Raw genomic sequence first — 22572 nt, forward strand, 5'->3', positions numbered from 1 at the left:
TGTGGCGGTCAATCTTTTTTGTTATCATCGTTTTTCTTCTGAGAAGTCTTCTCCATGACCTCAATGGTCAGACGGACTACATCTTACAACTCCAGCTCCGCCTTCCGCCCGCTGGGCTGATAGGGGGTGAGCCGGACGCCGGCCTTTTGGAACATGAACCGGGCGGCCACGCTGGAATCGGTGTCGTGGTACTTGTCGCTGTAGTAGACGACCTCGGCGATGCCGGACTGGATGATGGCCTTGGTACACTCGTTGCAGGGGAAGAGGGTGACATACACCCGCGCGCCCTTGAGGTTGTTGTGAGCGCTGTTGAGGATGGCGTTCAGCTCGGCGTGGCAGACGTACATATATTTCGTGTTCAGAGGCTCGCCCTCCCGCTCCCACGGCATGGCGTCGTCGTCGCAGCCGATGGGCATGCCGTTGTAGCCCAGAGAGAGGATCTTGTTTTCCGGGCTGACGATGCAGGCGCCCACCTGACTGCTGGGGTCTTTGGAGCGCATGGCCGTGAGCAGGGCAATGCCCATGAAGTATTCGTCCCAGTTGATATAATCCGTGCGTTTCATCGTGTGACGCTCCTTGTTCTGCATAAAAATTGGGTTCGGTGGCCCTATTATAGCGTGCTACGGCAGCTTTTACAATAAAATATTTGCCCTCAAGGCAATATGCACAAAACAAAGCCGGGAAGTTTGGCAGGGTAAAAGCCGGAAATTTCAAATGAAATATTCAAAAATCGTTTGAAGTGTGGTATTATCTTTGTAAAATATGCCACAAAAACGGAGAGAATGCTCCGTGCGGCGGAAATGAGGGAAAAACCGATATGAAATACGCAAGCAACAACATCCGCAATATCTTGATCGCGGGCCATGCCGGCAGCGGCAAAACGACGCTGACCGAGGCATTGGTCTATTTTTCGGGCGCTGCCGAGCGTATGGGCCGGGTCGAGGACGGCACCACGATTTCGGACTTTGACCCCGAGGAAGCAAAGCGGAAGGCCAGCCTGTCGGCATCGGTCGTGCCGGTGGAGTATGAGGGCATCAAGTACAACCTCATCGACGCTCCGGGCCTGTTCGACTTTGAGGCAGGCGAGTACGAGGGTATCCGGGCGGCCGAGAGCGTGCTGGTGTGCGTGTCGGGCCGCAGCGGCGTGACCGTCGGCGCAGAAAAGGCCTTCCAGCTGGCCCGCAAGAACGGCAAGGCCACCATGGTCTTCGTCTCGAAGTGCGATCTGGAGAACGCGAACTACTTCAAGATCCTCGAGGACATGAAGATCAAGTTCGGCGCCACCGTCTGCCCCTGCGTCGTCCCGGCGAAGCTCGACGACGGCACCCCCGTGTACATCAACCTGTTCAGCCAGAAGGCCTTCAAGTATGAGGGCGGCAAGCAGGTGCAGGTGGACCTGCCCGACATCGGCCACCGCTTCCAGGGCCTGATCGAGGCCATGAGCGAGGCCATCGCCGAGACCGACGACGAGCTGATGGAGAAGTTCTTCGGCGGCGAGGCATTCACCACCGAGGAGATCGTCGAGGGAATGCGCAAGGGCGTCAAGGACGGCCTCATCACCCCCGTCTTCTGCGGCAGCGCTGTCAACCAGCAGGCTCTGGATATGCTGCTGTACAATATGCACAAGCTGCTGCCCAGCCCGGAGCACAACAGCGTTCTGGCTGAGGATGCCAACGGCGAGCCCGTCGAGCTGACCTGCTCCGAGGCTGACCCCACCGTGGCCTACGTTTTCAAGACTGTGGCCGACCCCTTCGTGGGCAAGCTGAGCTATCTGCGCGTCGTCAGCGGCAAGATCACCGCAGGCGCTTCTCTCGTCAACGCCCGCACCGGCGAGACCGAGAAGATGGGCAAGCCCCTCACGGTCCTGGGCAAGAAGCAGACTGAGGCCGAGAGCATCGGTGCCGGTGACATCGGCGCTGTGGCAAAGCTGGTCAGCGCAAAGACCGGCGACACCCTCTGCGACGCTTCCCGCGTGGTCAAGCTGCCCGCACCTGTCTTCCCGAAGCCCAGCCTGTTCATGGCTGTCACCGTCGCTAAGAAGGGCGACGAGGGCAAGATCAGCAGCGCTCTGGCCCGTCTGATGGAAGAAGACCCCACCCTGAGCTACCTCAACAACGCCGAGACCCATCAGCAGATCATCGGCGGTCTGGGCGAGCAGCACCTCGACGTGGTCAAGGCCAAGCTGAAGAATAAGTTCGGCGTGGAAATTGGCCTCGAGGCTCCGCGTATCGCCTACCGCGAGTCCATCCGCAAGGCCTGCCAGAAGCAGGGCCGTCATAAGAAGCAGACCGGCGGCCACGGCCAGTTCGGCGATGTCGTCATCAACTTCGAGCCCTGCGACAGCGAGCAGGTCGTCTTCGAAGAGAAGGTGTTCGGCGGCAGCGTGCCGAAGAACTTCTTCCCGGCTGTTGAAAAGGGCGTCCGCCTTGCCGCCGAGAAGGGCGTGCTGGCCGGTTATCCCGTGGTCGGCCTGAAAGCCACCCTGCTGGACGGCAGCTACCACCCCGTGGACAGCTCCGAAATGGCCTTTATCATGGCTGCAAAGCTGGCTTATAAGGCCGCAATGCCCGAGGCCGGCCCCGTCATCCTCGAGCCTATCCACACCCTGAAAGCTCATGTCCCCAACGACAATACCGGCGACATCATGGGCGACGTCACCAAGCGCCGCGGCCGCGTGCTGGGCATGGAGCCCGACGAGGACGGCCTGCAGACCATCATCGCCGAAGTGCCTCTGGCTGAGCTGGCCAACTTCACCACCTTCATCCGTCAGACCACGCAGGGCCGCGGCTGGTTCACTACCGAGTTCGCCCGCTACGAGATCCTGCCTGAGATGCTGGTCCCCGCCGTGGTCGAACAGGCCAGGAAGCTGGGCAACCTGGACGAGTCTGGTGAAGATTGAGCCTGCCAATGAGAACAGCGCCTGGCTGTCTCCGGACGAAGCCATCTCTGCCCGACATGCCAAGGCCTCCCCTCGGTAGGGGAGGTGGCATCGCGCAGCGATGACGGAGAGGTTTAATAAGACATTTTCCAAGCCCTGTCGGCACTTCCCTCTGTCGGCGGGGCTTTTTTGCGGCCTTTTTGGCCCGCAGGGCGGCAGTTTTTATTGACAAGGTCGCGGCTTGCTATTATAATGAATAGGTCAAAATGGCATTCGTGTGCGGTTTTATGTTTTATGACACTCTGCCGTACCCCAAAAAATAGATAAGGAGATTTCCAAATGGCACAAGAGATCAAGATGTCCGCTGCTGGCCTGAAGGCAATGCAGGAGGAACTGGAATACCTGAAGACTGTCCGCCGCAAGGAGCTGGCAGAAGAGATCAAGGAAGCCCGCAGCCACGGCGACCTGTCCGAGAACAGCGAGTACGATGAGGCCAAGAACACCCAGGGTCTGGTCGAGAACCGCATCACCGAGCTGGAGCAGATGGTCAAGAACGCTGTCGTCATCGACGAGAGCGAGCTGAGCGTTGAGAACGTCTCTGTCGGTACCCACGTCACCATCCAGATGGAGGGTGAGGACGAGGTCGAGGAGTACGACATCGTGGGCCGTACCGAGGCCGACCCCCTGAACGGCAAGATCAGCGACGAGAGCCCCGTGGGCCACGCCCTGCTGGAGAAGGCTGTCGGCGACACCGCCGAAGTCCTGCTGCCCACCGGCCATACCGTCAACTACAAGGTGCTGGGCATCACCCACTCTGCAAACTGAGCCAAGCGGGAGGAAATTATGGAAGAACAGAAGAAGAACCCCGCACAGGGCCTGTCTGAGAGCGAGCAGGTGCAGGTGCGCCGCCAGAAGCTGGCAGACCTGCAGGCTGCAGGCCGCGACCCCTTTACCCTGACCAAGTTCCCTCAGGATGCTTACTCTGCTGACCTGAAGGAAGAGTTCAAGGATCTGCCCAACGAGACCGACAGCGGTAAGAAGGTCGCACTGGCTGGCCGTCTGATGTCCAAGCGCGTCATGGGCAAGGCAAGCTTTGCCCATCTGCGCGACGATAAGGGCGACATCCAGCTCTACGTCCGCCGTGACGAGCTGGGCGACGACGCTTACGCTGCTTTCAAGAAGCTGGACGTGGGCGACATCATCGGCGTCAAGGGCGAAGTGTTCCGCACCAAGACCGGCGAGCTGAGCGCCCGCGCCGAGGAGATCACCCTGCTGGCCAAGAGTCTGCGCCCCCTGCCCGAGAAGTTCCACGGCCTGACCGATACCGAGATGCGTTATCGTCAGCGCTATGTTGACCTCATCGCAAACCCCGAGGTCAAGGATACCTTTGTCAAGCGCAGCCAGATCCTGAAGGAGATCCGTGCTTATCTGGACGAGAAGGGCTTCCTCGAGGTCGATACCCCCATCCTGACCCCGTTCGAGATTGGTGCGTCCGCACGTCCCTTCTACACCCATCACAACAGCCTGAACATGGACATGGTGCTCCGCATCGAGACGGAGCTGTACCTCAAGCGCCTCATCGTGGGCGGCATGGACCGTGTGTACGAGGTGGGCCGCATCTTCCGCAACGAGGGCATGGACCCCAAGCACAACCCCGAGTTCACCAGCATCGAGCTGTACCAGGCCTTTACCGATTTCCATGGCATGATGGACCTGGTGGAGGAGCTGTATAAGCGCCTCGCTCAGAAGATCTGCGGCAGTCTGGTCATCCCCTATCAGGGCAAGCAGATCGACATGGGCCACTGGGAGCGTCTGACCATGATCGAGGCCGTCAAGAAGTATTCCGGCGTTGACTTCAACGACTGGAAGACCGATGAGGACGCCATCGCCGCTGCCAAGGAGCACCATGTGGAGCTGCCCGAGGTTCCCACCAAGGGCGCTATCCTGGCCGAGTTCTTCGACGCTTTCGTCGAGGACAAGCTCATCCAGCCCACCTTCATCTACGACTACCCCGTCGAGATCAGCCCGCTGGCCAAGCGCAAGCCGGATGATCCCGCTTTCACCGAGCGTTTTGAGTACTTCATCGACTGCACCGAGTACGGCAACGCTTTCAGCGAGCTGAACGACCCCATCGACCAGAAGGGCCGCTTCGAGCGGCAGGTCGCCGAGCGCAAGGCCATCGAGCCCGACTGCAAGGCACAGGTCGATTACGACTACGTCAACGCTCTGGAGTACGGTCTGCCTCCCACGGGCGGCCTCGGCTTCGGTGTTGACCGTCTGGTCATGCTGCTGACGGACAGCGCTTCGATCCGTGACGTGCTGCTGTTCCCCACGATGAAGCCGATTGAGCAGTAAAACACAAAATTAAAACGCAGGTACGATGAAATTTTGAACGGATTTCAAGCAACATCTGCGGTACTACACCACAACTACACCAATTTTGGGACGTTTTCCCGAAAAGGAGCCTTACAAAGCGGTGTGGTGTAAGAATCGAATAGGCGGATTGGTGTAGTAGGTACACTGAACCCCAAACGCAAAAATGCGGCAGCTATGTTGCGAAAATACAACGTAGCTGCCGCTTTTTGTTTCGTATAGAGATTTTATGCTGACAGGCAACTTCTCCTGTGGTTAAATCAATTTGTCGTTGGCAAGTGTCAAACACTCCTGATTTGGCATACGCCAAAATTTACGCCAATTTAGCGCAGTTCCTCAAGCAATGCCGTGCATCCTTCCAGTATATCCTGCCATGTGGCTTCAAAATCTCCCGTGAACCATGGGTCTGCCACTTCACGGGGATGATCCGTATGCGCCATCAGCAGCGAGACTTTATGCTGTGGGTCTCCGCCGACAAGCCGCAGGATGTCGCACAGATTACTTTCGTCCATGCCAATCAGATGATCATACCGTGCATAATCCAGCCGGGTCATCTGCCGGGCGGTCTTGCCGTTGCAGTCGATGCCATGTTCTGCCAGCTTCTGCCGTGCAGGAGGATAGACCGGATTTCCGATTTCCCATGCACTGGTGGCGGCTGATGCGATTTCAAATTGCTCGGATAGTCCTGCCTTGGACGTAAGGTCTTTCATCACATACTCCGCCATCGGGCTTCGGCAGATATTTCCGAGACAAATAAATAAGATCCTGGTCATGCCGGGTCGTTCTCCTTTTGGCTTACAAAAGCATAGCCGCCGTGGGTAGTGCGGATAAAGCTACCGCAGCCGGCCAGCTTCTTTCGAAGATTGGAAACGGTATTTGCCACGACCTTTAAGGTGTCGTCACAGTTTTGTCCCCACACAGCACGGAAAAGCTCTTCTTTTGAGAAGATTTGTCCTTCGTGGGAGGCAAGCATCAGCAGCAAATCGAACTCCAGTCGTGTAAGGGAGACTTTTCTGCCGTTGCACGACACTTCGTGGGTCATTCCGTCCAGTGTAAGCCCCGGAAGAACCAACTTCTCCCATGAATCAATGGATATTTGCTCTGCCTCGATGTGCTCTCGTTCCAGAAGCATCCGGATCTTCTGCTCCAATTCCGGGTCAGGCTGTCGGGTCTTTATAACGATCATGGCAAACTCCTGCGTGTATTTTACTCTGCGGCGGTATCCATTTCCCGGAGCAGGTTTACCATCTCGATGGCACTGACTGCACAGTCATAGCCTTTATTACCTGCTTTGGTGCCTGCCCGCTCGATGGCCTGTTCGATGTTTTCGGTGGTCAGAACACCAAAGAGGACGGGAACTCCGCTTTCCAGTGAAACCGTGGCAATGCCTTTGGAAACCTCATTGCACACATAGTCGTAATGGCTGGTAGAGCCGCGAATCACGGCACCAAGGCAGATCACAGCATCATACTTTCCGCTTTTTGCCATTTTAGAGGCAACCAGTGGGATCTCAAAAGCACCCGGAACCCATGCAACATGAACGTCAGCCTCCTGCACATCGTGCCGGAGCAGGCCATCCATTGCGCCGCTCAGAAGCTTGGACGTGATAAACTCGTTAAAACGGGCTGCTACGATACCGATCTTGATATTCTGAGAAACCAGCTTACCTTCAAACGTTTTCATTCTTAAATACCTCTTTCGTTGTTAATATTCCAGAATATGTCCCATCCGTGCCTGCTTCGTTTTCAGGTAGAACAGGTCATACGGGGTCGCCGTCATCTGAATGGGTACGCGCTCGGAGATCTCCAGCCCAAACTCGGAGAGCTGATATACTTTGTCCGGGTTATTGGTAAGCAGGCGCAGGCTTTTTACGCCAAGTTCCCGGAGGATCTGCGCGCCGAGATAATACTCCCGTTCATCTCCATGGAACCCCAAGGCAAGATTGGCTTCCAGCGTATCCATGCCTTGCTCCTGAAGCTCATAGGCACGCAGCTTGTTGATCAGACCGATGCCCCGGCCTTCCTGCCGCATATAAAGCAGGATGCCCCGGCCTTCTTTTTCGATCTGTGTCATGGCGGCGGCCAGCTGCTGGCCGCAATCGCAGCGCAAGGAGCCGAACGTATCGCCTGTCAGGCATTCCGAGTGGACGCGGCACAGAACATCCTTTCCATCGCCAATGTCGCCCTTTACCAGTGCAATGTGATGTTCTCCGTTCAGGCGGCTCACAAAACCGTATGCTTTGAAGGTGCCATACTTGGTAGGCAGGTTCACCGCTGTCACCTGATCGACCAGTTTATCGTGACACTTGCGGTACTCCTGTAAATCACGGATGGTGATGAATTTGATTTGGAAACGCTCTGCCAGCTTTGCCAGTTCAGCGGTGCGCATCATCGTGCCATCCTCCCGCATGATCTCGCAGCACAGGCCGCATTCTTTCAGCCCTGCCAGACGGCACAGGTCAACCGTTGCTTCCGTGTGACCGTTGCGCTCCAACACACCGTTCTTTTTTGCCAGAAGGGGGAACATATGGCCCGGTCTGCGGAAATCTTCTGCTTTTGAGTGGTCGTCCACACAAGCCATCGCCGTAATGGAACGCTCTGCGGCAGAAATGCCCGTAGAAGTAGAAACGTGGTCGATGGACACCGTAAATGCCGTTTCATGGTTGTCGGTGTTATGCTGCACCATCTGCGGAAATTGCAGCTTCTGGACGAAAGCCTCGGACATCGGCATACAGATCAGACCTTTGCCGTGGGTCGCCATAAAGTTGATGTTTTCAGTGGTGGCAAATTCGGCAGCACAGATGAAGTCCCCCTCGTTTTCACGGTCGGGGTCATCCGTTACCAGAATGATTTTTCCTTGTTTCAGGTCTTGCAAAGCTTCGGGAATGGTATTGAAGTTCATCCTAAACTCTCCTTAAAAGCCGCAGCGCAGCAGCATTTCTTTTGTGAGTGTGTTTTGTTTCGGTGCTTCCGGTTGAAGCAGCTTCTCGATATATTTTCCGATAACATCGGTTTCCAGATTGACAAAATCCCCTTTGTGCCGCTGGTTCAGGTTCGTCTGACAGACGGTGTGCGGTATCGTGGACACGGAAAAGCCCGTAGGTTCCACCGCAGCCACGGTCAGGCTGATACCGTCTATTGTGATAGAGCCTTTTTCAACGACATAGCGAAGGATCGCAGAATCTGCATGAATGGTGTACCAGATGGCCGTATCGTCTTTTCGGATATTAGCAATGCGTCCGACGCCATCCACATGGCCTGCTACGATGTGTCCGCCAAAACGTCCGTTGGCCGGCATGGCACGTTCCAGATTGACAGCACTTCCAACGGTGAGCTGCGCAAGCGCAGAGCGGTTCAAGGTCTCGTGCATGACATCCGCAGCAAAGCTATCCGGGAAGAGCTGCCTGACGGTCAGGCAGATGCCGTTGACGGCGATGCTGTCGCCGATCCTGGTTTCTTCCAGAACCGTTTTTGCACGAACAGTCAGTACAGCGGAATGCTGTCCCCGATTGATGGATTTTATTGTTCCGACTTCTTCCACGATTCCGGTAAACACGGGTACTCCACCTCACTTTCGATCAGGAAATCTTCGCCAAGCTGTTCCAATCGGCTGTTCTTCAGGCGGAATGCAGCATCCGGAAGCGGGACACCTGCACCCTCAATGGGTGCTTTGGCATCCCTACCTCCGAACAGCTTCGGGGCGATGTAAGCCTGTACCTGCTGCACGATGCCGCTTTCCAGTGCAGACCAGTTCAAGGTTCCGCCGCCTTCCAGCAGAATGCTGTCGATCTGCTCCTGCCCCAGCTGTTCCATCAGTTGCAGAAGATTCACATGACCGCATTGCTCTTCCAGACAAAGGACTCGGCACCCGGTCTGTTGATATGCCGCCTGCTTCTCTGGGTCGCCGCAGCAGGTCGCAAGAATGGTGGGGACCTGTTTGGCGGTCATGACCACCTGTGATTGCAGCGGTGTCCGCAAATGTGTATCACAGATGATCCGGACGGGATCACGGCCACCCTCTATCCGGCAGGTCAGCAGCGGGTCATCTGCCAGAATGGTTCCGACTCCCACCATAATGCCGCGGAATCGGTGTCGCTGCCGTTGAACATGAGTCCGGGCAATTTCCCCGGTGATCCATTTGGAAGCGCCTGTGTATGTGGCGATTTTTCCGTCCATCGTCATGGCGTATTTCATGGAAACGAAGGGGCGTTTTGTGGTGATATAGTGGAAGAACACCTTGTTCAGCGCATCGCATTCCTCTTGCAGAACATTTTCGGTCACATCTATGCCGTGTGCACGCAGGATTGCAATTCCTTTTCCAGCCACCAGCGGATTCGGGTCAGCAGAACCCACGACCACCCGGTGAATGCCCGCGTCCAGAATCGCATCCACGCAGGGCGGCTGCTTTCCGTAATGGCAGCACGGCTCCAATGTCACATACAGGGTCGCTCCCTGCGGATCTTCGGTGCAGGATGCCAGCGCATTGCGCTCCGCATGAGCCTGACCGTATTTCTGGTGCCAGCCCTGTCCGATGATCCTGCCCTCTTTTACGACCACGGCACCCACCATCGGGTTGGGCGATGTCCACCCGCAGCCCTTTTTTGCAAGCTGCAAAGCCAGACGCATATAGTCTTTGTCGTTCATCGTGTTGCCTCCAAAAGAAAAAGCCCTGAACAAAAACGTTCAGGGCAAGCCGAAAAACACAAGGGATCCTTGTGCAAAAAGAAAGCTCCAGAATGCAAACGCATCCCAGAGCAGCCTCCACAAGCGCAGGACCGTACGGGTTCTGCACTTGATATCTTCTTTCATCCAGACTGTACTGTCGGCTTCGGAGTTTCACCGAATCATGCCTTACGGCTCGTGGGCTGTACCACCGGTAGGGAATTGCACCCTGCCCTGAAGATTTATGATTCAATTACAGCGGCATTATAGCACGGCTTCTTTCGGATTGCAAGGGCATTCTGCAAACCGGGACGAAACCGGGATGAAGATGGGTACGAAACTTTTTGACTATTATTGCCTTGTCAAGAGGATAGGCGTCGTCCAGCCCTCTCTTTTTTTGCCAAAGTTTCCCACATGTTTTCTCGCACTCTGCCGAAAGTAGCGTGTTTTCAAAAGTTTTTGTTGACACAGCCCGGATTTTGTGGTAATCTATCCAAATAATTTAATATTTAACATATTTTACTTATTCGCTCAGTACCTGCGGGGCTGGGCAACTCCCCTTTTTTGACTTTTCAAGTCGCTACATAACCGACTGGCAAGACCTTCCGAAAAAGCGAAGGCAGGGCTGGTCTGTTTTGTGACGGCTTTTTTGTTGCCGTTTTGCCCGTTGCACCTTGAAAACCACATGACCGTCTGCATGGGATACCCGGCGATGACCCTGAGAAGGAGAGCCGGAAAACGCCGCCGGAAGGGGGGCAGGAAAGCCATGCAGGGAGAACGGCAGGACGTTGATTTCCCAGTTGCGGAGTAAAACGATGTGATCAAAATGATCACATCGTTTTTCCGTAACGCCAAGAAAGGACGGAATGCCTATGAGTAATTTTACCCCTGCATGGTTCAAGAAAGGTTTTTTCAACGAATCCCTGTTCTGTGACGATTTTCTGAGTACCCACCAGCTGCTTTACTCGAATGGCGCATTTTTCACCCCGGATGGCCGCATGACCGATACCATGCCCCTGCGGTGTGAGATCTTCGAGATGATGCGTGAATACGTTGGGGCGAACCTTGCCAAGAAAGTCACCAATGTGGTGGACGTGCTGAAGCTGGCGGCACAGGTGGAGGACTTTCCGCCTGTCACCGACCGCATCGCACTGGCAAACGGCACCCTGTATCTGGACGGTACCTTTCAGGAGGGCAAGCCGGAGATCGTGCGCAACCGCCTGCCTGTCAAGTATGACCCGAAAGCCGTCCAGCCCGTCCACTGGCTGCAGTTTCTGTCCGACCTGCTCTACCCGGAGGACATCCCCACAGTGCAGGAGTTCATCGGGTACTGCCTGATCCCCAGCAACAAGGGGCAGCGCATGATGGTCATCAAGGGCAGCGGCGGTGAAGGTAAGTCGCAAATCGGCGTGGTGCTGTCCCGGCTGTTCGGCTGCAACATGAAGGATGGCAGCATCGGCAAGATCTCGGAGAACCGCTTTGCCCGTGCCGATTTGGAGCACACCCTGCTCTGCGTGGACGATGATATGCGGATGGAAGCCCTGCGTCAGACCAACTATGTCAAGTCCATCGTGACCGCACAGGGGCAGATGGATTTGGAGCGCAAGGGCAAGCAGAGCTATCAGGGCTGGATGTACGCTCGCCTGCTGGCGTTCAGCAACGGCGATTTGCAGGCATTGTATGACCGCTCGGATGGCTTCTACCGCCGCCAGCTCATTCTGACCACCAAGGACAAGCCCCTGTCCCGTGTGGACGACCCGGATATTGCCGAGAAGATGGCGGCAGAAGTCGAGGGCATCCTGCTGTGGGCATTTGAGGGCTTACAGCGGCTGGTGGAGAACGGCTTTCAGTTCACCGAGAGTGACCGTGCCAAGCGCAACCGGGAACTGGTGAAGCGGGACAACAACAATGTGTTTGATTTCCTCGAATCCGAGGGCTACATCCGCCTGAAGGCGGATGCCTGCACCAGCTCGAAAGAGCTGTATGAGGTCTACAGGATGTGGTGCGAGGAGAACAGCCTGAATGCGATCAAGGCCAGAGGGTTCAGCGATGCCCTGATCGCCAACCAGCGCAGGTATAATCTGGAATCCACCAACAACATCGTCAACTCGTCCGGGCGGCGTGTCCGGGGCTTTGTGGGCATCGAAGCCCTTGTGCAGCCCGACCTCACCCCCAATAGCTGGCGGACATGACCCGCTTTTGATCCCCCTATATGGTGCGTTTTCGGTCTTTCGCTGCGTACGTGCGTACAGAGAAAGCCGCCTGTTGCGTACGCACGTACGCAGCAAAACGCCAAAGTTCTCCTTTATAGGGGGGGCAAAGTGTCAGGTTGACAGTTTGCCAAGAGTGGTAAGTGACGGGAAACGGTACTTACCAGCTCCTACCCAATTCCCCAAAATGGGAATCAGGGTGGGATGGCCGTTATCAGACCGTCTATCTGCCTGTTACCATTTTGGGAACAGGCAAAATCAGTTGGTCAATTTGGCCAACTGAAAAAGCCGGACGAGCTGCGGGCAGGGATTCGCAAATCTTTGACCGCCAGCTTGCCAAAATCAACGGGCCAAAATGGCCCGTTGAAGGGAGTCAAGGGGGAACGCCTTGCCCAGTGATATGATGCTGTGCGTCATATCCTACTGGGTATTATCTGGCGCAAAACGGCGGCAGATCCAGCAGCTTCGCTGCTGCGCTTTCCCCGCCAAGCTGTTGAAACGGAGGGATGTCTATCTGAAATTAACACGACACAACGGACGAGCAGGGGCCCACGGCACCTATAACCCCAAGCACAATGACCGAAGTTTCAACCTTGCCAACAGTGAACACATCGACCCGGAACGAGCCAAGGTCAACATCTACTGGGACTGCTTCCATGGCTTCCGTTCGGCTCTCGACCCACAAGACCCGAATGATCTGGCGGCAACCTTCTCGGATGTGGAACGGCAGTTTTACGAGATCCGGTACACAACCTTCATCGAAGGTCAGAACGAGCGCAACGCCAAAATCCGGCACACTGAACGTAACCGCTCCATTCCTGACCTGCTGTCCAGCCGCAAGACCTGCCCGGAAGAAACTATCTACCAGCTTGGAACGCTGGATGAACACGCTTCCGCAGAGGATTTGCTGAACATCGTCACGGAGTTCATCGAGGAATTCAAGGCAAAGTTTGGCGAACACGTTCATGTGCTGGACTGGGCGTTGCATCTGGACGAAAGCACGCCCCACATCCACGAACGCCATGTGTTCGACTGCGAGAACAAGTACGGCGAGGTGGCACCCCAGCAGGAAAAGGCATTGGAAGTGTTGGGCTTCAACCTGCCCGACCCGGACAAGCCCCTCAGCCGCCGCAACAACCGCAAAATCACCTTCGATGCAGCCTGCCGGAAGATGCTGTTTGAAATCGCCAAACGTCATGGTCTGGAATTGGAGGAAGAAGCGGAGTACGGCAACCGCAAGTATCTCGAAAAGCAGGACTTCATCCTTGCCAAGCAGAAGGAGCAGCTTGCCGCCCAGCAGAGCAAGCTGGACGAACTGACCCTGAAAGTTTCGGATATGGAGACCCTGCTGGAAAATGTTTCGGCTGCGGCCTATGACAAGGCGGTGGAGGTCGTGACGGACGTGGTACGCACCGAGACCCGCAAGGAAGATATGCGGATGATCGAGGACACGAAGAAGTGGGTGCTGTCGCCAGAGAGAAAGGCTCCCAAGGTTACACGGGAGTACACTGCCAAACATCTGGACACTGTGCTGGACAAGTTTCTCAAGACCATGCAAACCACCACTACCCGCTTGCAGGAGAAGCTGCTGAAGCCGGAAGTCCGGCAGAAGGGCAAGGAGCAGGTCAAGGAGAAAGCACGAGATTCCGTTCTGCAACTGCTGAACCGCTTGCAGGCAGAACAGGCACAAAACAAACCAGCGGCACAACCCCGCACACAGGAGGGGCACTCGGAAATCTGAACCTCATCGGGAGAGTTCGGAGCAGAAAGCTGGCACTTTCTGCCCCGGCACCCGGTTACAAGGATATGGAGGTGCAAGTGAAAGAAGTTTGCGTTTGCGAAGCAATGAAGTCCCCAGTGGGGACTTTAAGCAACGGAACGGTCTTGCGTCAGCAAGATGGAGGGACTAAGTCCCGACAAGTTCCGATTTGGCAAAAGAGTAATCTGACCTTGGAGGAAGCGGCGGCTTACTCTGGGATCGGTATCAATAAACTGCGGTCAATGACCGATAGCGATGAATGCAAGTTCGTCCTTTGGAACGGAACCAAACGGCTGATCAAACGCCGTAAGCTGGACGAATATCTGGACAAGGCATTCTCGATCTGATGCGGTTCAAAAATTGACCGTTTGATGTTGCAGGGAGTCTTGCGTCATGGTATACTCATGGCGTAAGGCTCCTTTTCAACATTCTGTGAATGAAAAGGAGAGTTTATATGCAAAGACGTAAAGATAATAAAGGCCGTGTTTTGAAGGATGGCGAGGTCTACCGCAAGAGCGATGGGCTGTATATGTACCGTTGGACTGCGAAAAACGGAAAACGCCATACCATCTATGATGCAACCTTGGAGGGGCTGCGCGAAAAGGAAGAGAAGATCCAGCACGACTTGGCAGATGGCCTCCGCATCCCGGAGTGCAGCCTGACCCTGAATGACCTGTTTGAACTGTGGCGTAAGAACAAGGTGGGCTTGAAAGAGCATACCTTCGCCAATTACGTTTATATGTACAATCGGTTCGTCCGGGATGAGATCGGCATGATGAAGCTCAAGGACATTCGCAAGTCGGATATCCGCAGCTACTACAATGGCATCGTCCGCAATGGCAAGATGGCGTTGAACACGCTGGAAACCATCCAGAATGTTCTCCATCAGGTCTTTGCGGTGGCGGTGGACGATGAGTACATCCGTGTGAATCCCACGGATGGTGTCCTGACGGCCATTAAAGCCGCCCACCAGTACGAAACGCCCAAACGACACGCTCTGACCCTGCCCCAGCAGCAGGCGTTTCTGAATTTCATCAAGAAAACGCCGAAGTTCCAGCACTGGCTCCCGATGTTTACCTTCATGCTGGGTACCGGATGCCGCATCTCGGAAACGGTTGGTCTGTGCTGGGGTGACATCGACTTTGAGAGTGGGTTTATCACCATCCAGCACAATCTGGTGTACCATGACCACGAGGTGGGCGGCTGCTATTTCACCATGTCCACCCCCAAGACTGCCGCAGGCAAGCGGGCAATTCCGATTTTGCCCGAAGTGCGGAAGGCGCTGGAGCAGGAGCGCACCAACCAGCAGGAGCTGGAACTGGTATGCGAATATGAAATCGACGGAATCTCGGACTTCGTATTCCTGAACCGCTTCGGCCAGCCGCAGAATCCGCAGACGGTCAACCGCGCCATCAAGCGCATCAGTGTGGCCTACAACGAAGCCGAGCTGGAAAAGGCCGAAAAGGAAAAGCGGGAACCGCAGCTGCTGCCGCCTTTCTCCTGCCATAATCTCCGGCACACGTTCTGCACCCGGCTGTGCGAAAATGAGACCAACCTGAAGATCATTCAGGACATCATGGGTCACAAGGACATCAGCACCACGATGGAGATTTACGCGGAAGCCACCAAGGAAGCCAAAGCCCATTCCTTTGCAAATCTGAACGGCAAATTGGGCATTTCGGTCTGAAATCCACTACACCAACTACTACACCACTTTTACACCAAATTGCCGGTAAGTTGTGGAGAGTTGCGTAGGGTGACGTACGGGAGCAGGAAAAAGGAAACCGCATGGATAGGCTTGTAAAGGGAAATAAAGCCATTTGTGAGCCTTCCTTGACCTGTCCCCACGATGAAGCCGATTGAGCAGTAAATTTCCAATTTGTAATTAGAAAAGCCTGAAACTTCTTGATAAACCGAGAAGTTTCAGGCTTTTTCTTTTATGGATCTGCAAACGGACAGACAGAACTTTCCACCGCAGGAGAAGCAAATGTGAAAAACATGGAGGTTTTCTTACATCTTCAAAACCGACTCCCAGATCTCCTCGACCACCGGAACACCAAGCTCGCGGTTTTCTTTGATGGTGCGCAGCATTCCCTCGCCGGGCCAGCGGACTTCGCCATCCGGTCTGGCCGGGGTGCTGGCCTTGATGTCCGCAAGGATGGCGCTGATGACGGCGTCGTTTTCCTCGACGGTGCCAAATTTAGTGGGGTCGATCGCGATCATGATTTGGGTCAGACCGATCTCGTCGCCGAAGGTCCCGATGGTGTGGACGGCATTGCCGCCGGAAAGGAGGGTGGCGATCAAATCCAGCAGGATGGAGAGGCCGCTGCCCTTCCAGTAGCCGATGGGCAGTGCGCGGCCGCTCTTTTCGATGGCGGCGGGGTCTGTCGTGAGCTGGCCGTCCTCGTCGCAGCCGCCGGGTACGGGCAGCTGCCTGCCAGCCAGACGGGTGCTCTCCAGCTTGCCGTAGCTGAACTGGCTCAAGGCGCAGTCCACCATGACGTGCTGACCGTCGGAGCGGGGGACAGCGAGGATGATGGGGTTATTGCCGATGCGGCAGTCTTTGGCGCCCCAAGCAGGCATATTGGGGGCGGTGTTCGACCAGCAGATGCCGATGCAGCCGTTTTCGGCGGCCAGCCAGCCGTAGGTGCCGCCGCGCATCCAGTGGTTGTTGTTGCCCAATGCCACGATGCCGACGCCGTTCTCTTTGGCGAGGGCGCAGGCACGCTCCATTGCGCGCTGTGCGTTCAGCGGGCCGAAGCCGCGGTGGCCGTCCCAGCGCTCCATACTGCCCATGCGGGAGATGCACTCGGCGCGGGCAAGCGGGTCGATCTCGCCCTTTTCGAGGTAGCTCACCACCCGCGGAAAGCGATTCAGACCGTGGCTGTACACGCCGGAAAGGCTGTTCTGGGCGAAAATCACAGCGGCGTCTTTGGCGTCCGCCGGGGTGAAGCCGTGCTTTTCCAGCACGCGGGTGAACTGAGCGACCATTTCTTCGTAGGCGACACGTTTCATGAAAATCTCCTCCTGAGCAGTGTTTGAAAAGAATAATGTAAGCGCTTTCTTTGCTTGATTATAGCATGACAAAAGTAAAAATCAAGTGTTTTCGAAAAGAAATGCGGACTTTTCGGAGAGAATTTGTAACCGCTTACATTTTGAGGAACACACACACTCCTAAGATTTTACACTTTAACTGCTCTGCCTCTGAACGAGTTCCGGCTGCAAGGTGACAGAAGAATAGTCCTCGCCGTGCTCGATGCGGCTCTGCAGCAGCTGGACGCAGAGCAAGGCCACCTGCTCCGGTTTGTTGTCCACGGAGGTCAATTCCGGCTCGCACAGGCGGGCATAGGTAGAATTATCATAGCCCACCACGGCGGTCTCCTCGGGGACGCGGATGCCCGCCCGGAGCAGGGCTTTCAGCACACCCGCAGCGGTCAGATCCTCACCGCAGAGAATGCCGTCCGGGCGGATGCCCTCGGCCAAAAGCTGCTGCACCACGCGGATGCCGTCCTCCAGCGTCTCGCCGGTTTCGAGAATATGACCGTCTGCGTCCAGACCGGCAGCGGCCATTCCGGAGAGGAAGCCCTTCGCCTTGGCAGCGGCGCTGTCGGTGGACTTATCCTTGATATAGTAGAGGTTCCGGCGTCCGGTCTTCACCAGATGCTCCACGGCCATCTCGACGCCCCGGCAGTCATCGACCATGACCGAATAGGCGTCCGGCAGAGCCAGCGTGCCGTTGGCAAGGACGACGGGCATTTTGCGCAGAAGGTTCTCCATCTCTGCCCCCTGACAGATGGTGTTGAAAATCGAGCCGACCAGGATGAGGCCGTCCACCTGCTTCTGCGCCACGGCTTGTAACGTGCGCAGCGTCTCCGCCCGGTCGCCGCCGGTGTTGCAGAGGATGACCTCGTACCCTCTGCGGCCAAACTCGCGCTCGATGGTGTAGGCTGTGCGGGCATAGTGGGAATCACGGATGTCCACCGTGAGCACGGCCACCGTGTGCAGGCTCTTGCTGACCATGCCCTGTGCAATGGCACTGGGGGCATAGTTGCAGCGCTTGAGCACCTTTTCCACCTTGGCGCGGGTGTCAGCGCGGACAGTATCTTTGTGGTTGAGCACGCGGGAGACGGTGGCGATCGAGACTCCGGCTTCCCGTGCAATATCGTAAATATTCATAGACCCTCTTGTAAAATCAGATGTGGTTGGATGGTTAAAGCATACCCTGCCGCCGTGTGGTTGTCAAGATGAAGGGGAGACGGTGTACCGAAAAACTTGCCCTTGTCGCCAGCGGGAAACTGGGCTATAATAAAGCCACTTATTAGCCGGAAGGAAGGGATGCAGATGGAGCTGTTTCGGCGGACATTGGCGGGGCTGCTGATGCTGGTGGTTGCGGTGTCAGTGGGCATCTGGGTGCAGGGAAAGTTTATCGACGCGGTGCGTCTGCCGACTCATACGCGGATGATCGGGGCGACGTATACGACCCTGAGTGACCCATTTTATGAGACCATCAACGATGAGATCCAGATGCAGATCAAGAGCAACGGCGATCTGCTCCTGGTGCGCGACCCGGGGCAAGACCAGGAGCGGCAGAATCAGGAGATTGAGGATATGCTCAATAAGGGCATTGAGCTGCTCATCGTGAACCCGGTGGATTATGTGGGCGTGACGCCTGCGCTGGAAAAGGCGAGGGAAAAGGGTGTGCCGGTCATCCTCATCGACTCCAAGGTGGACGACCCCGAACTTGTCACCTGCACCATCACCTCCAACAACTACGGTGCCGGTCTGCTGGACGCCCGCCACCTCATCAGCCAGACCAAGAACGCCCGCATCGTGCTGCTGTCCAACTCGGATTCGTTCTCCAGCTGGGACAGACTTTCGGGCTTCTGCCAGACCCTGACCAAAAGCGGCAACGACTACCGGATCCTGGAGCTGCGGGACTGCGGCGGTGAGCTGAACCGTGCCATGCGCGCGATGGTGCAGCTGTTGGAGACATTCCCGCGCATTGACGTCGTGATGGCCGTCAACGAGCAGGCGGCCCTGGGCGCAATGGCGGCGCTGGAAGAAAAGGGCGTGCTCTCGTCCACTTTGGTTTACAGCGTGGACGGCTCACCGGAGGCGAAAGCCCTGATCTCCGAAGGGCTGATGACGGCCACCTCGGCACAGTCGCCCCTCCGCATCGGACGGATGGCGGCAGAGGTGGTGTACGAGATCCTGGAGGGCAAGCCGTACCTGACCAACATCGTGGTGCCGGTAAATCAGATCACGCAGGAGGATATTCTGCGCTACGGCACGGAGGGCTGGCAATGAAAACTGATAATTTGTCCATCGGTCTCCGGGTGCTCTACCATGCCATTGAGTGGCTGACGGTGTTTCTGATCCTGCTCATCTTTGCGGTGCAGATCATCACGCCGCTCTACGCGGTGAGAGTTGGCCGTGCAGACTCGTTTTTGCAGCAGCTGCAATGGCTGCCGTACCGCCCCGGTGTGCTTGCCCTGGGCGTGATGCTGGCAGCGGTGGGCACCATCCTGAGCAAGTGCTCCCATGAGGTGGACAGCGGCTTTCTCTCCCGCAGCAGCTGGCAGTTATATTTATTGGAGGGCGTGCTGTACAGTGCCTCGGCGCTGATCTTCCAGCAGAACTGCGACAAGATCGCTCTGTTTGCGATCGTGGATATGGTGGACGACCCGCGCTCTCTCCGGCAGAAGCGCTTTCTGAGCGCCATGATCGTGGTGTACCTTTTCTGCAACATGGACGCCGCCACCAGCGCCCTCCATGCCGTGACGCTGAAGCAATACCTGGCTTTTTACAGCCTGCACACCCGCAGCGTCCTGCAGCTGGTGATCGAGAGCCTGTCGGCGCTGGAAATGATACTCTTCATTCTGTACATGGTGCTGTTCATCAGCCAGCAGACCAGCGAGAAACAGGAGATCCTGAACCTGAACCAGCAGCTGCAGCAGGCCAACGAGCAGCTGCGCATCTACGCCGAGGAGAGCGCCCACACCGCACAGGTGCAGGAGCGCAACCGCCTTGCGCGCGAGATCCACGACACGTTAGGCCATGTGCTCACGGGCATCACAGCGGGCGCAGATGCCTGCATCCAGATGATGGACGACTCGCCCGAGATGGCACGGCATCAGATGGAGCTGATAGCCGACACCGCCCGCAACGGAATGAACGATGTCCGGCGCTCGGTCAAGGCACTGCGACCGGACTCGCTGGAAAAAGAAAACCTCTCGGGTGCGCTCAACAAGATGTGTACCAGCATGGCGCAGAGCAGCGGCACGCAGATCCAGCTGGAAGAGTCGCTGGCCGGGCTGACGCTCTCGCAGGATGAGGAAGACTGCGTCTACCGCACCGTGCAGGAGGGCATCACCAACGCCATCCGCCACGGCCACGCCACCCGTGTCCAGGTGCGGTGCCATATCGAGGACGGCGTGCTGGAAGTGTCGGTGAGGGACAACGGCATCGGCTGCAAGAGCGTGACGCCGGGCTTTGGCCTGCAGCATATGCAGGAGCGGATGCTCATGCTAGGCGGCACGTTCTGGTATGAGAACAGCGACGGGTTCTGCATCCGGGCAGAGATCCCGCTGCGCAAGACCCCGGGCAGTGAAAAGAGGAAACAGGAGGAAACGGTATGATAAAGGTGCTTCTGGCCGACGACCAGGAACTGATCCGTCAGAGCCTCAGCTTTGTGATGAGCAGGCAGGAAGACATTGAGATGGTGGGTACAGCCGCCAATGGCCGTGAAGCGCTGGAACTCGTGGAGGAAAAGCAGCCCGACGTGGTGCTGCTGGACATTCGGATGCCCGAGATGGACGGCGTGGAGTGTACCCGCCGCATCAAGCAGGAGTTTCCGGGCATCAAGGTCATCATCCTGACCACCTTTGACGATGACGATTATGTGTTTGACGCTCTGCGGTACGGCGCTTCCGGCTACCTGCTCAAGGGCGTCTCGGTGGACGGCCTGACCAACGCCGTGCGGGAGGCCGCGCGGGGCGGCTCCATCATCGCCCCGGATGTGGCGTCCAAGGTCTTGCAGATGTTCTCCCGCATGGCACAGGGCGACGTGCAGGTGCGCGTGAACAAAAAGAATGCGCTGGAGCTGACCAAGATGGAGCGGCAGGTCATCCGCGAGGTGGGCTGCGGCCTCTCCAACAAGGAGATCGCGGGCAGACTCTATCTCTCCGAAGGCACGGTGCGCAACTACATCAGCAGCATCCTGCGCAAGCTGGAACTCCGTGACCGCACCCAGCTGGCCATCTGGGCGGTGCAGAACCAGAACAGCCAGCCGGAGGCAGACGTATGAGCCGGTACTGGAAAGCCGCGCTGCCCTTTCTGCTGGCGGCGGTCATCATTCTGGCGGCTGCCAGCCGTCCGGTGGTGCTGCACATCGGCTTCCCGTGTGACAGCTATTGGAATGTCCCGGGCGAGAACTACTATACCTTTATTGACGCCGCCATTGAAAAGTTTGAGGCAGAGCACCCCAACGTGAAAGTCGAGTACACCAGCGGCATCCGGGTCGAAGACTACACCGAATGGCTCAGCGGCCAGTACCTGCTGGGGCAGGAGCCGGATGTGATGGTGATCCTTCCCGAGGACTTTGTGATTTTCAGCGATACAGCTTCCCTGCGGGAGCTGGATCCGTTCATGAAGCAAGACCCGGAAGCGGATCTGAGCGGCTTTTACCCGGCGGCATTGCAGGCCGGAGCCGACAAGGGAAAACAGTATGCGCTGCCGCTGGAATGCGTGCCGCAGATGATGTTCATCAACAAGACGCTCTTGCAGAAAGAGCACATCCGCATCCCGGATAACGATTGGACGTGGGATGAGTTTTACAGCCTGTGTGAGCAGCTGACGAGAGACACGGACGGGGACGGCATCGTTGACCAGTTCGGCGTCTACGATTACGGCTGGGAAGAGGCGCTGGTGGCCAACGGCTGTTCGCTGTTCAGTGAGGACGGCCAGCACTGCCTGCTGAACCAGAGCGCGCAGGAGTCCGCCATGCAGTTTGCGCGGAAGATCTACCAGCTCAACGCCGGAACGGATCTGAGCGAAAAGACCTTCGACGAGGGCAGAGTGGCGTTCCGCCCGATGCTCTTTTCCGAGTACCGCAGCTATGAGCCGTATCCGTGGCGCATCAAGCGCTCGTCGAACTTTGAGTGGGACTGCATCGCCATGCCCAGCGGCACAAGCGTCGGCGGCGGCAACTACTCCCGGCTGAGCACCCTCATGCTGGGCATCAGCCAGCGCACAGAGCACTCCCGGCTGGCGTGGGAGCTGCTGAAGACCATTGCCTGCACGGAGGAGATGCAGACGATGGTCTACACCGAGTTGAGCGGCGTGTCCGCCCTGCACAGTGTGACGGAATCGGATGAGGTCGCCCGGCTGCTTCAGCTGGACTCGCAGGACACCGCCTCCCGCGGAATGTCTACTCTGCCTACCATCATGGAGGATACGCTTGCCACGCCCCGCTTTGCGCGGTATCATCAGGCGATGGAGAGCGCCGACCGCCTGATCACCGAGGCCATGTCGGCAGACAAGAACTTTGAATTGCAGCTGCTGCAAATTCAGCAGCAGCTCGACGTCACATTGACAAGCTGACAAAAAATCCACGCAGAAAGCCCGCTTTTGTGCAAACTGCTGCATAAAAGCGGGCTTTTATTCGGCTATTTGACGAAAGAAGTGACATTT

General features: G+C 56.7%; 20 protein-coding genes and 1 riboswitch. Of the genes, 11 read left to right on the forward strand and 9 right to left on the reverse strand.

The window, feature by feature from the left end:
* Positions 1–83: 83 nt before the first annotated feature.
* Positions 84–563: a dCMP deaminase family protein gene (locus F3G95_RS01620; RefSeq protein ID WP_015565333.1), complete on the reverse strand. Its 480-nt coding sequence runs from the start codon at positions 561–563 to the stop codon at positions 84–86.
* A 254-nt stretch (positions 564–817) separates the two neighbouring features.
* Here F3G95_RS01620 and F3G95_RS01625 point away from each other — a divergent pair, with 254 nt between their 5' ends.
* The 3 genes from F3G95_RS01625 to lysS all read left to right on the forward strand — a co-directional run bounded on the left by F3G95_RS01625 (position 818) and on the right by lysS (position 5233).
* A complete protein-coding gene (locus F3G95_RS01625; protein WP_149793527.1) occupies positions 818–2899 on the forward strand; it encodes an elongation factor G in 2082 nt (693 codons plus the stop codon).
* Positions 2900–3217: 318 nt separating this feature from the next.
* Complete coding sequence (gene greA / locus F3G95_RS01630; protein WP_149793528.1) at positions 3218–3703, forward strand: transcription elongation factor GreA; 486 nt, start codon at positions 3218–3220, stop codon at positions 3701–3703.
* Between the two features lie 18 nt (positions 3704–3721).
* Positions 3722–5233, forward strand: coding sequence for a lysine--tRNA ligase (lysS, locus tag F3G95_RS01635; protein WP_149793529.1), 1512 nt, complete (start codon positions 3722–3724; stop codon positions 5231–5233).
* A 341-nt stretch (positions 5234–5574) separates the two neighbouring features.
* Here the strand turns inward: lysS and F3G95_RS01640 are convergent, their stop codons facing one another.
* From F3G95_RS01640 to ribD, 6 genes are read right to left on the reverse strand one after another with little or no spacing between them, the layout of a single operon-like run.
* On the reverse strand, positions 5575–6024 hold the full coding sequence (locus F3G95_RS01640; protein WP_015565338.1) for a low molecular weight protein-tyrosine-phosphatase: 450 nt from the start codon (positions 6022–6024) through the stop codon (positions 5575–5577).
* Positions 6021–6437, reverse strand: a complete 417-nt coding sequence (locus F3G95_RS01645) for a response regulator transcription factor (RefSeq protein ID WP_005944121.1) — start codon at positions 6435–6437, stop codon at positions 6021–6023. Before F3G95_RS01645 ends, F3G95_RS01640 begins: the two co-directional genes overlap by 4 nt.
* A 20-nt stretch (positions 6438–6457) precedes the next feature.
* Positions 6458–6934: a 6,7-dimethyl-8-ribityllumazine synthase gene (gene ribE, locus F3G95_RS01650; protein ID WP_149793530.1), complete on the reverse strand. Its 477-nt coding sequence runs from the start codon at positions 6932–6934 to the stop codon at positions 6458–6460.
* 21 nt (positions 6935–6955) lie between these two features.
* Positions 6956–8152: a bifunctional 3,4-dihydroxy-2-butanone-4-phosphate synthase/GTP cyclohydrolase II gene (locus tag F3G95_RS01655; RefSeq protein WP_149793531.1), complete on the reverse strand. Its 1197-nt coding sequence runs from the start codon at positions 8150–8152 to the stop codon at positions 6956–6958.
* A gap of 12 nt (positions 8153–8164) precedes the next feature.
* Entirely contained in the window at positions 8165–8806 is a 642-nt protein-coding gene (locus F3G95_RS01660; RefSeq protein WP_188117494.1) for a riboflavin synthase, read from the reverse strand.
* A complete protein-coding gene (gene ribD / locus F3G95_RS01665; protein WP_149793532.1) occupies positions 8770–9894 on the reverse strand; it encodes a bifunctional diaminohydroxyphosphoribosylaminopyrimidine deaminase/5-amino-6-(5-phosphoribosylamino)uracil reductase RibD in 1125 nt (374 codons plus the stop codon). The genes F3G95_RS01660 and ribD overlap by 37 nt, the downstream gene beginning before the upstream one ends.
* 149 nt (positions 9895–10043) lie before the next feature.
* Positions 10044–10158, reverse strand: a riboswitch (FMN riboswitch).
* Between the two features lie 626 nt (positions 10159–10784).
* On the opposite strand from ribD, the gene F3G95_RS01670 reads away from it, so the two are divergent.
* From F3G95_RS01670 to F3G95_RS01685, 4 genes are all read left to right on the forward strand, one after another.
* Positions 10785–12104: a phage/plasmid primase, P4 family gene (locus F3G95_RS01670; RefSeq protein WP_149793533.1), complete on the forward strand. Its 1320-nt coding sequence runs from the start codon at positions 10785–10787 to the stop codon at positions 12102–12104.
* A gap of 418 nt (positions 12105–12522) precedes the next feature.
* The gene (locus F3G95_RS01675) at positions 12523–13863 is read left to right on the forward strand and encodes a hypothetical protein (RefSeq protein ID WP_149793700.1); all 1341 of its coding nucleotides are present in this window, start codon (positions 12523–12525) and stop codon (positions 13861–13863) included.
* A gap of 143 nt (positions 13864–14006) precedes the next feature.
* The gene (locus F3G95_RS01680; protein ID WP_173015371.1) at positions 14007–14228 is read left to right on the forward strand and encodes an excisionase; all 222 of its coding nucleotides are present in this window, start codon (positions 14007–14009) and stop codon (positions 14226–14228) included.
* Between the two features lie 107 nt (positions 14229–14335).
* Positions 14336–15568: a tyrosine-type recombinase/integrase gene (locus tag F3G95_RS01685; RefSeq protein ID WP_113620830.1), complete on the forward strand. Its 1233-nt coding sequence runs from the start codon at positions 14336–14338 to the stop codon at positions 15566–15568.
* Between the two features lie 323 nt (positions 15569–15891).
* Here the strand turns inward: F3G95_RS01685 and yiaK are convergent, their stop codons facing one another.
* Entirely contained in the window at positions 15892–16896 is a 1005-nt protein-coding gene (gene yiaK / locus F3G95_RS01690) for a 3-dehydro-L-gulonate 2-dehydrogenase (protein WP_149793534.1), read from the reverse strand.
* Positions 16897–17070: 174 nt separating this feature from the next.
* Positions 17071–18057: a LacI family DNA-binding transcriptional regulator gene (locus F3G95_RS01695; protein WP_149793535.1), complete on the reverse strand. Its 987-nt coding sequence runs from the start codon at positions 18055–18057 to the stop codon at positions 17071–17073.
* Positions 18058–18222: 165 nt separating this feature from the next.
* On the opposite strand from F3G95_RS01695, the gene F3G95_RS01700 reads away from it, so the two are divergent.
* From F3G95_RS01700 to F3G95_RS01715, 4 genes are read left to right on the forward strand one after another with little or no spacing between them, the layout of a single operon-like run.
* Positions 18223–19188, forward strand: coding sequence for a sugar ABC transporter substrate-binding protein (locus F3G95_RS01700; protein WP_188117496.1), 966 nt, complete (start codon positions 18223–18225; stop codon positions 19186–19188).
* On the forward strand, positions 19185–20519 hold the full coding sequence (locus F3G95_RS01705) for a sensor histidine kinase (protein ID WP_149793537.1): 1335 nt from the start codon (positions 19185–19187) through the stop codon (positions 20517–20519). Before F3G95_RS01700 ends, F3G95_RS01705 begins: the two co-directional genes overlap by 4 nt.
* A complete protein-coding gene (locus F3G95_RS01710) occupies positions 20516–21187 on the forward strand; it encodes a response regulator transcription factor (protein WP_149793538.1) in 672 nt (223 codons plus the stop codon). The genes F3G95_RS01705 and F3G95_RS01710 overlap by 4 nt, the downstream gene beginning before the upstream one ends.
* Complete coding sequence (locus tag F3G95_RS01715) at positions 21184–22482, forward strand: extracellular solute-binding protein (protein ID WP_149793539.1); 1299 nt, start codon at positions 21184–21186, stop codon at positions 22480–22482. The genes F3G95_RS01710 and F3G95_RS01715 overlap by 4 nt, the downstream gene beginning before the upstream one ends.
* The last annotated feature ends 90 nt before the right edge of the window (positions 22483–22572 follow it).

Origin of the sequence: Faecalibacterium sp. Marseille-P9312, from assembly GCF_902497445.1 — a bacterium.
Taxonomy (GTDB): Bacteria; Bacillota; Clostridia; order Oscillospirales; family Ruminococcaceae; genus Faecalibacterium; species Faecalibacterium longum.